This is a genomic window from Citrobacter sp. S-77, assembly GCF_963864895.1.
Lineage (GTDB): Bacteria > Pseudomonadota > Gammaproteobacteria > Enterobacterales > Enterobacteriaceae > Citrobacter > Citrobacter murliniae.
This window is the reverse complement of record NZ_CAWLWU010000021.1, coordinates 1-1,090: the sequence shown is the minus strand read 5'-3', so window position 1 is coordinate 1,090 and position 1,090 is coordinate 1. Positions and strand designations below refer to the sequence as shown.

Genomic DNA, 1,090 nt, shown 5'->3' with positions numbered 1-1,090 from the left:
CCACCGGTTGATCCCGTAGAGCCGCCGGTGGACCCTGTCGACCCTCCCGTTGATCCTGTAACACCGCCGGTTGACCCCTCTGATGAAACACATGTTAACCGCCCTGAAGCAGGTAGCTATCTTGCAAACATTGCGGCTGCGAACACGTTATTTAACACCCGTCTGCACGACCGTCTGGGGGAAACGCAGTACGTTGATGCTCTGACCGGTGAGAAGAAAGTTACCAGTCTGTGGCTACGCCAGGTCGGTAGCCATAATAACTGGCGTGATGGCAGTGGTCAGTTGAAAACACAGAGCAACAGTTATGTCGCACAGTTGGGTGGCGATGTTGCGCAGTGGTCAACCGATGGTCTGAACAGAGGCCACCTGGGTCTGATGGCGGGTTACGGTAATAACCACAGTTCTACCCGCTCTTCCGTCACGGGTTATGATTCAAAAGGTTCGATAAACGGTTACAGCGTTGGCGCTTACGGCACCTGGTTTGCCAGCGATACGGATAAAGCAGGGCTGTATGTGGACAGCTGGCTCCAGTACAGCTGGTTCAACAACCAGGTTAACGGGCAGCAACTGGCCAGCGAATCCTACAAGTCTAAAGGCTTTACGGCTTCGCTGGAGACGGGTTACACCCAGAAACTGGGCGAGTTTGCTGGCAGCAAAGGGACGCTTAATGAATGGTTTATCCAGCCACAAGCCCAGGCCACCTGGATGGGCGTGAAAGCAGACAACCATCGTGAAGCCAATGGAACCCGCGTTAGCAGCGGTGGCGACGGTAACGTACAAACCCGCCTGGGCCTTCGTACGTACCTGAAGAGCCATCATGCGATGGATGACAACAAAGACCGTACTTTCGAGCCGTTCATTGAAGCCAACTGGTTGCATAATACGCGCAGTTATAACGTGAGCATGGATAATGTCCACATCAACCAGGCTGGCGCCCGCAACATTGGCGAAGTCAAAGTGGGTGTTGAAGGACAGATTAACCCTCGGGTCAATCTGTGGGGCAATGTCGGCGCCCAGATGGGGGATAAAGGATACAGTGACACCAATGCCATGGTGGGTATTAAGTATAACTTTTAATGCCGCGCTAACC

The 1,090-nt window shown here is 53.6% G+C and carries 1 protein-coding gene; it reads left to right on the top strand.

The window, feature by feature from the left end; genetic code table 11:
* A partial coding sequence (locus tag AACS05_RS24840) for an autotransporter outer membrane beta-barrel domain-containing protein (RefSeq protein ID WP_144243038.1) occupies positions 1–1,077 on the top strand: 1,077 nt, incomplete at its 5' end.
* Between the last annotated feature and the right edge of the window lie 13 nt (positions 1,078–1,090).